Genomic DNA, 8,121 nt, shown 5'->3' on the forward strand with positions numbered 1-8,121 from the left:
GATGCTGGCATCTTCGGTCCGGTTGAGTTCGTCTGCCACCTCTTCCAGGCCGGTCAGCAGGTCCGGGGCGGCCGTGGCCAAGAGGAAGTTGTCCTCAGCAAACCGGACCAAAACCCCGTCGTCAAACTGCTTTTGCAGGAGCTGGGCGATCTGCTTGAGCAGCTGGTCGCCTTTTTCATAGCCATAGCGGTCATTGTATTCCTGCATGTTGCTGACGTTGATCAAAACGACGGCTGGCTTCTGCCCCTTCTCCAGGCAGGACTGCAGATATGAGCTGGCAAAACTGTGGAAGTAGTTGGTGTTGGGCAGGCCGGTCACCTTGTCGACGAAGAAGTTGCTTTCCCGCATCTCCCCGTCCAAATCGCGCTTTTGGTGGTAGACCTTTTCTTCGGCAATCCGCAGCTGGGCCGCCATGTCCCCTTCAGCCATGTCCAGGCGCACCTCGGCAAAGACCAGCTGCGGGACCGCCGTCAAGCCTTGGGCGGCCGTTAGGCGTTCCACTTCTTTTTGCAGGTCCTCAAAGACCTGCTTGGCTTGGGCATCGTCAGCCAGCTTCACCACTGCCAAAAATTCGTCCCCGCCGTAGTGGCAGCTGTAGCCGTGCAGTTCCTGGGAGACCTGCTCGACGGCCTGGCTGACCACGAAGAGGACCTGGTCGCCTTCAGAGCGCCCGTAAATGTCATTGATTGACCGCAGCCCGTTCATGTCGACCAAGATCAAGTAGTAGTCGCTGCCGGCCCCGCGTCTTTGAATGCTCTTAAGGTAGCTTTTCAGCTTTTCCCGGCCCTTGAGATTGCTCAAACTGGCCAAAGAGACATTGTCGACCATGGTCCGGAACTGGTAGACCGCCAGAAAAAGCAGGCAGGCCGTGGCCACGTACGCGTAGAAAGGCACGGTCTTGACCACAACGTCAAGCGCCCCGAAAATCACCAGCAGCAGCGGCCAGCAGGCGGTCGTCAGGTAAAACTGCCGCACGCTGGCCGACGTGCTCTGCCTGATCCCGTTGACGGCCAGGCCGATCGCAAACAGCGAATACAGAAGCGGTATCAGCAAAAGCAGAACGTTGTAAAGCAGGGTCGGCTTGAGCCCCGGCGTCAGAATCCAGTTGGAGTTGATCAAGAGGACGATGATTTCAAAGACCCCCGTCCCCATGGCTATGCTGCAGACCAGGATCCGCTTGGGCCAGTTGTCGGCCAGGTTGAATTCCCCGCATTGGTCAATGTAAAAGCAAACAGCCAGACTGACAAAGTCCAGCATCCACAATTTATAGCTCCCCGTGAAGAGCAGGCCGGCCCGGCTGGCCGGCAGCACCCCGCCAAGCAGCAGCTTGTCCAAGGAGTCTCCCAAAAAGTAGAGGGTTTCACTGACCAGCGAGGCCGCGAGCCATTTTTCTCTTTTCCCATAGTTCGTGATTGGCTTTAAGGCACCGGTCAAAATCAGCATGATGGCCATGCAGAAAAATTCACCCAGCGCGTAAAGAAGTGACGTGTTTGTCATTTTGTCCGCGATCCTTTGCCCAAATTTATAGTTTCCTTTTTCCCTTGTTCTATTTTAAATTATAGACCATATCCGCCTTTAAAACAGCTTTTTTGAGCTGATGATCAATCTTTTTATAGTCATATCCCTATACAAGGATAAAATTATTCTTTGCTACTTTATAAAACAATTATGTTATTTTTTGATGCCCCTGCTTAAATCAAGTTTTCTTCGAAAACACCGGTTGTTTTTATAAGTAAAAAATAATCGATTAGCAAAAAGTTATGGACGGCAAAAAAACAGCGCCAGCCGCCTGGCTGACACTGCTTTTTTGTAGAAAGGTCTGCATTTTTGCCGCTTAGCTCAAAACCCGAACGGCGAAGCTTGGCGTGTATGATGAAACGCTGCCGACCATGACGTTTTGGCCCGGAGCCGGAGCCATGACGTACTGGCCGCCGCCCAGGGCGATCGCTACGTGGTAAGCTGACCCGTATGAGCCCCAGAAGTAGAGGTCGCCGGCTTGCGCGCTGGCTACGCTGATCTTGGTGCCAGCGTATTGCTGGGTGTAAGTGGTCCGGCCCAGGTTGATGCCGAAGTGGGCGTAAACGTATTGAACCAGGCCGGAGCAGTCAAAGCCGCTTGGAGTTGACCCGCCCCAAACGTAAGGCACGCCCAGGAAAGTCAAAGCGTAGGCAGTGATGGCACTGGCGCTGGCTGAACTGGTTGAAGTGCTGCTTGAGCTGCTGGAAGTGCTTGAAGTGCTTGAGGACGCGGTTGAAGCAGTGCTCTTGGAGCCCGTAGGCGCTTGGCTGACTGCCGGAGTGCTGCTGGAAGTGGAAGTGCTTGAAGTGCTGGACGCAGTCTTAGAAGCGCTGCTGGAAGTACTGGAAGTGCTGGATGCGGTCTTAGAAGCGCTGCTGGAAGTGCTTGAAGTGCTGGATGCGGTCTTAGAAGCGCTACTTGAAGTGCTTGGCGTGCTGGACGCGGTCTTAGAAGATGACGTCGTCACCCCGCTGGTCCCGTAGCTGGTCAGGCTGGTCTGCAGCTTCAGGCTCTGGCCGATCAGGATCGTAGTGCTGGACAAATTGTTGGCCTTCATCAAAGCACTTACGGAAACACCGTACTTCTTGGCGATAGCCCACAGGGTGTCACCCTTGACAACCGTGTGCGTCGTCGCGCTGGTTGAGCTTGCTGAAGCTGATGAGGAAGCAGTCTTGCTTGACTTGCTTGGGATCTGCAGCTTTTGCCCGACGTAGATCGTGCTGCCGGAGATACCGTTGGCCTTCTTCAAGGCGCTCACGGAAACGCCGTACTTTCTTGACAGGGCCCACAGGGTGTCGTTCTTGGAAACGGTGTGGCTGGCTGCCAAAGCACTGGCACCGGTCGTCAGCAGCGCGCCAGACGCGCTCAGTGCTGCCAAAGTCGTCATCAACAAGTTCTTTTTCTTCATGAATCTATTTTCTCCTTTAAACATGTGGTTTGTTTGCTAACAATTTATAGTATAACTTTCAATTGTTACAAAACCGTATCGGTCTGGTTACAAAACAAAAAAGCGCCGCAGCTTGATTTACGGCGCTATAACAGTCTTTTCCAGCTTCCCTGCCCCGGTTTTCATTACATGGAGAAAAGCCTTTGGTCTAACTTTTGTTCAATTTTGATAATCTTCAGATTATTTCTTTGTCCTGCTGAAGCAAAAACAGCTTCCAGCCCAACTTGAAATGCTCCTCGCGCAGCAGGCGGGCAGCGTCATAGTCGCTCTGCAGGCTGTCGATGGCATCCTGCAGGCGCTTGTTCTGCTGTCTGATAGCGGCCAGTTCCGGGTCGTTGACAACCCCCTTCAGGTGCACCTTGGCAGCCAGCAGGTTCCGCCGGTCCTGGAATTCCTTCTTTAAAGGAGCCAGGGCGTTCTCATACTTGACCAGCTTCCGGTTCAAGGGCTGAACCTCGTCGTTGAGCTTGACGAAGAGCTCATAAGGCATGTTGGACTTGATCCGGTTGCATTCAGCACACGAGAGGATCAGGTTGTCCAGGCGGTTGTCGCGCGACAGCGAGACCGGGTCCTTGTGATCCACGCTGCGCCCGCGGCGGCCGCAGTACTGACAGCGGTACTTGTACTTGGCCCGGATCCGCTCCCGGTCAATGTAGTCGACCTCGTTCAACTGAAAGTCAACGCTCAAGCCCAATGCCTGCAATTTTTCCGCAAAAGGAAGCTGCCCTGGCAAAAAGAAGCCGGGATCGTCCTCAGCCTTGATCACAGCCCGGTTGAAATCCGCTCTGGGCAGCTGCTGCTTGGCCAGGACGTTGCCGTCATAGTCCTGCATCAAGGCCTCGTAAGAGCGGCGAACTTTTTTATCCGGCAGGGTAAAGGCTCCCTCAAAATCCCCGTCCTTGCCGACAAAAGCATAAAGCAGGTTGGCCGCAAACAGCTTGACCACGGGATTGGGGTAAGCCGCCGGATCCAGCCCCCTTTGCCGGCAGATGTCACACAGGCTGGCCAGGCGGTCGTTGACCAGACCGGGGAGCTTGAAATGCAGGGATTCCAGTCTTAAACCGCAGCTGCTGCACTGAAACTTCATTGGTATTATGCTCCTTTGTATCAGATCTTTTTTCCTAAATCATAAGGCAAAAAGCAGACGAAAAAAAGACCCCGGCACAAAGCCGGGGCCTTTATTGTCTGTTCAAAAACAATTACTTGTTTTCGTCCTTGGCTGCTTGGTTCAAGTAGTTGATAACCGCTGCAGCGTGGGCAACGCGTTCCTTGGCGTTTGAAGCGTTACGCGGACGACGGTGTGGGTTGATACCCGTGTGGATATTTCTTGACATGTCTCTTCATCCTTTCATCGATTTTCGAAAATCAGTAGTAATTATACTACTCTTTCCCTTGTTTAGGCAAGCCTTTTCGCCATTTCTTTGGCGGCCAGGCCCTTTTGCCCTTTTTTGCTTTTTGACCCAGTCCGTTTTGTCTCTTGTCAGCGCTTACATTATTTCAGAAATCAAAAGCACGCGTTTGACTTTTTTTGACCGCTGTTAAAAGTCGACACGTTTTGTTAGATTAAAAAAGACAGCAAATCGCCTTTTTTGCTTTTGGGTAATAATCCCGCAGCCACGCCAAATAAACCGATTTCAAACGTGAATTTCATTTTTTCAAGCGCATAAAAATGCCGTTTTTTTAGCCAATCGCGTTTTGGCAAAGTTCTTTCAATAACATCTGTTCGTTAATTTTGAACTATTGAGATTTTAGGAAAAATAGTCGACAATGGAACTACACGAAAGTAAAGTCTGCTTTCTCTTTTCGTTAACTTTACGTAAATTTTGTAAACACTGAATCTATCTGAGTAGAGGAATTTCTATGGAAGCCGCCAAAAGCAAAACTTCAAATAATTTTTTGACCGTCTTAAAGAAAATTTTTAGCGACCGAATTCTGCAGATCACCATCGTGATCACTTTGATCAGCCTCTTCTTTGCCCGGCCGCGCAGCGCCGACATGAACTGGCACACGATCGAATCCGTCACGACCATGCTGGTGCTGATCCAGGTCTACAGCTACCTGCACGTCCTGGACATCATCGCCTACAAGCTGACGGCGATCGCCGATTCCACGCGGAAGCTGATCCTCCTCTTTACTCTCTTGTCCGTCTTCTCCGGGATGTTCCTGGGCAATGACATCACTTGCCTGACGATGATCCCGCTTTACTTGAACATCGCCAAGAAGTACAAGCTGCCGGAAATCCTGCCGGCCACCTTGATCGGGATGGGGGCCAACATCGGGGCCGCCTTCACCCCATGGGGCAACCCGCACAACATCTTCGTGGTTTCCAACTACCACTTGATGCCGGCCACCTTCTTCAAGTGGACCCTGCCTTACCTGATCGCCGCCCTGGCCGTCTTCCTCTGCGTCTTCTTCTTCATCCCGAAGAAGGAAATCCCGACCCAGGAAGTCGTGGAAATCGACGTCAGCTGGCCGATGACGGTGATCACCACGGTCATCTTCGCCTTCTTCTTCGTCGGCGTCTTCAAGTTCGTGCCGATCTGGATGCCAATGCTGGCTGCCATCATCTGGGCCCTGATCGTCAACTGGAAGATTCTCCTGCACATCGACTACTCCCTCTTGCTGACCTTTACGCTTTTCTTCGTCTTCATCAGCGACATCCAGCAGATCCCGTTCGTCGTAACCCTGATCCACGGCCTGGTCGGGACGGAAATGAGCACTTACTGGACGGCAATCCTGTCCAGCCAGGTCATGAGCAACGTGCCTTCCACCATCTTAGTCGGCAAGTTCTCCAAATACGCCGAAGCCTTGACTCTGGGCTCCAACATCGGGGGCTTTGGCTCACCGATCGGCTCCATGGCCAACATGCTGGTCATGCGGACCTTCTACGCCCACGCTTCCAAGGAGGCCAAGAAGAAGTTCTTCCCGAAGTGGCTGGGCTACCAAATCACCGGTCTGGTGATCCTGGCGGCCATCGGCTGGGTCATTGTCAAATTGAACCTGTAATTTCAAGCGTCTCCTTATAGATAAGGAGGCGCTTTTTGCTGGTAAAAAACTAGTGTCCAGGCCGCTTTTAATATATAATTTGTTAAAAAGAGTCATGCCCCTTGGGGGCCTAGAAAGGGAGGCAAAAAATGGCAGTTTGGATTATTGCTATTTTAGTCGTATTAATCGTTATTTTTTACATTTCAGCCTACAACGGCCTGCAAAAGGCCAAGGTCAACACTGAGGAAGCCTGGAGTCAGATCAGCGTTCAGCTCAAGCGGCGGAACGACTTGATTCCGAACCTGGTGGAAACCGTCAAGGGCTACGCCAAGCACGAAAAAGAAACCCTAAGCAAGGTGGTTGAACTCAGAAACCAGCTGACCCAACTGCCGGCTGACGACCACGAAGGCGCCATGAAGCTGTCCAACCAGATTACTGACAGCCTGAAGACCATCTTTGCCCTGTCTGAAAGCTACCCGGACCTGAAGGCCAACAGCAACTTCGCCAACCTGCAGGAAGAGTTGACCAACACGGAAAACAAGATTGCCTACTCACGGCAATTGTTCAACTCCAGCGCGGCCGTCTACAACAAGATGTTGGTGGTCTTCCCGTCCAACATCGTAGCCAACATCCACCACTTCAGCAAGGTTGACTACCTGGACATCCCTGAAGAAGAGACCAAGGTGCCGAAGGTTTCCTTTTAAAGACTAAGGAATCGCCATGCTATACCAACAAATTGCCCAAAACAAGCGCAAAACCGCCGGGGTCATGATCGTCTTCGTCTTGATCTTCGCCCTCGTGGGTGCTGGGCTGGGCCAGCTGATGTGGGACAAGCCCCTGCCGGGCATCCTGACCGCCGCGGTCGTGGCCTTGATCTACTCTTTCCTGGTCTTCCAGGACCCGGTCGGGGTCGTCATGCGGATGAACCATGCCCAGCACTTGAATAAAGAAGACAATCCCCAGCTTTTTCACATCGTGGAAGACATGGCCTTAGTAGCCAATATTCCCATGCCCGAAGTCTACCTGATTCCGGACAAGAGCCCCAATGCTTTCGCGACCGGCCTGTCCCCGGACAAGTCAGCCGTCGCGGTTACCCAGGGGCTCTTGGACATGATGAACAGAGAAGAGCTGGAAGGGGTCCTGGGCCACGAGATTTCCCATATCCGCAACTATGACATCCGCCTGTCCATGGTGGCCCTGGTTTTGGTCAGCGCCATCAGCTTTATCGCCGACTTTGCCCAAAACTGGGTCTGGTTCGGCTTTGGCATTGACAGAGACGATGACGACGACCGGGAAGGCGGAACACTCGGGATGATCATCGGCGTGATCGGGGTTATTTTCGTTTTGATCCTGGGGCCCCTGGCGGCCAGCCTGGCCCAGATGGCCTTGTCCAGAAACCGGGAATACCTGGCTGACGCCAGTTCAGTTGAATTGACCCGGAACCCGCACGGCTTGATCAGCGCCTTGACCAAGATCGAAAACAGCCAGCCCATGCAGGCGGCCAATAGCGCCAGCGCGTCCTTGTACATTGAGGACCCGATCAGACGGCACAGCCTAAGCCACTTGTTTGACACCCACCCGCCGACAGCTGACCGGATCAAGCGCTTGGAAAAAATGTAATTATGCAAAAAGCTTCCAGATTTTTCTGGAAGCTTTTTACTCTGCCTAAATTTAAGTTATATGCGCGTGTTTTTTCCGATAAGGTGTCCACAGTATATAACCGTCTATCTTGAGAGCAGCGGGCTCGGGCGCTTCTTGAGAAAAAATTCCTAAGTTATCCGGCTGCATCGGCATCAAAGTGAGAAATGAAAATATGAAAAAGGTTACCAAATCTGCAATTTTTGTGATTTTTTGAATTATGTCTGGCAAAATATTTTAAGATTACAGGTTAGGAGGAGAAAAATGCCGCTGTGTTATATAGTTAGAGAATTTTGAGTCAAATTAGTCCATACTGTTGCTTTTGACAGAATAAATCAATCCTTTACCTTTTGTTCGTATCCAGTTCGGTGAGGCGTGATATAATAATTCTCAGAGGTACGAGAATGTAGAAGAACTTAAAATCATAGAAATAATCCAAAGACAGTCAGTGATCTATATTACTTTTCGAACAAGTAACACTAAGGCCAGTGGATGAATTATTAGGAAAGGAGGTAAAACGAAAATGGTCCAAG

The 8,121-nt window shown here is 51.6% G+C and carries 7 protein-coding genes; 3 read left to right on the top strand and 4 right to left on the bottom strand.

All coding sequences use genetic code 11. From position 1 onward, the window contains the following. The 4 genes from lacNas_RS06295 to lacNas_RS14420 form a co-directional block, all read right to left on the bottom strand. Positions 1 to 1,497 (bottom strand): diguanylate cyclase domain-containing protein (locus lacNas_RS06295; protein ID WP_201346698.1); only part of this gene is annotated, 1,497 nt, incomplete at its 3' end. A gap of 337 nt (positions 1,498 to 1,834) precedes the next feature. Further along, positions 1,835 to 2,926: a C40 family peptidase gene (locus lacNas_RS06300; RefSeq protein WP_201330967.1), complete on the bottom strand. Its 1,092-nt coding sequence runs from the start codon at positions 2,924 to 2,926 to the stop codon at positions 1,835 to 1,837. Between the two features lie 214 nt (positions 2,927 to 3,140). Beyond that, on the bottom strand, positions 3,141 to 4,052 hold the full coding sequence (locus lacNas_RS06305) for an HNH endonuclease (RefSeq protein ID WP_201330968.1): 912 nt from the start codon (positions 4,050 to 4,052) through the stop codon (positions 3,141 to 3,143). A gap of 112 nt (positions 4,053 to 4,164) precedes the next feature. Further along, positions 4,165 to 4,299 carry a hypothetical protein gene (locus lacNas_RS14420; protein ID WP_280515168.1) on the bottom strand — a complete coding sequence of 45 codons (135 nt, stop codon included), beginning with the start codon at positions 4,297 to 4,299 and terminating at the stop codon, positions 4,165 to 4,167. A gap of 526 nt (positions 4,300 to 4,825) precedes the next feature. Between lacNas_RS14420 and lacNas_RS06310 the strand changes: the two genes are divergently transcribed. The 3 genes from lacNas_RS06310 (at position 4,826) to htpX (ending at position 7,570) form a co-directional block, all read left to right on the top strand. Next, on the top strand, positions 4,826 to 5,971 hold the full coding sequence (locus lacNas_RS06310; protein WP_201330593.1) for an SLC13 family permease: 1,146 nt from the start codon (positions 4,826 to 4,828) through the stop codon (positions 5,969 to 5,971). Positions 5,972 to 6,099: 128 nt separating this feature from the next. Next, a complete protein-coding gene (locus lacNas_RS06315) occupies positions 6,100 to 6,654 on the top strand; it encodes a LemA family protein (protein ID WP_201330592.1) in 555 nt (184 codons plus the stop codon). Positions 6,655 to 6,670: 16 nt separating this feature from the next. Further along, positions 6,671 to 7,570: a zinc metalloprotease HtpX gene (gene htpX / locus lacNas_RS06320; protein ID WP_201330591.1), complete on the top strand. Its 900-nt coding sequence runs from the start codon at positions 6,671 to 6,673 to the stop codon at positions 7,568 to 7,570. Positions 7,571 to 8,121: the final 551 nt, after the last annotated feature.

The sequence above is a fragment of the Lactobacillus nasalidis genome (assembly GCF_016587775.1).
In the GTDB taxonomy this organism is placed as follows: Bacteria; Bacillota; Bacilli; order Lactobacillales; family Lactobacillaceae; genus Lactobacillus; species Lactobacillus nasalidis.

Bases quoted from the DNA above. Each gene is read 5' to 3' on its own strand.
- lacNas_RS06305 (WP_201330968.1), bottom strand. From the start codon at position 4,052: ATGAAGTTTCAGTGCAGCAGCTGCGGTTTAAGACTGGAATCCCTGCAT.
- lacNas_RS06315 (WP_201330592.1), top strand. From the start codon at position 6,100: ATGGCAGTTTGGATTATTGCTATTTTAGTCGTATTAATCGTTATTTTT.
- lacNas_RS06300 (WP_201330967.1), bottom strand. From the start codon at position 2,926: ATGAAGAAAAAGAACTTGTTGATGACGACTTTGGCAGCACTGAGCGCG.
- htpX (WP_201330591.1), top strand. From the start codon at position 6,671: ATGCTATACCAACAAATTGCCCAAAACAAGCGCAAAACCGCCGGGGTC.
- lacNas_RS14420 (WP_280515168.1), bottom strand. From the start codon at position 4,299: ATGTCAAGAAATATCCACACGGGTATCAACCCACACCGTCGTCCGCGT.
- lacNas_RS06310 (WP_201330593.1), top strand. From the start codon at position 4,826: ATGGAAGCCGCCAAAAGCAAAACTTCAAATAATTTTTTGACCGTCTTA.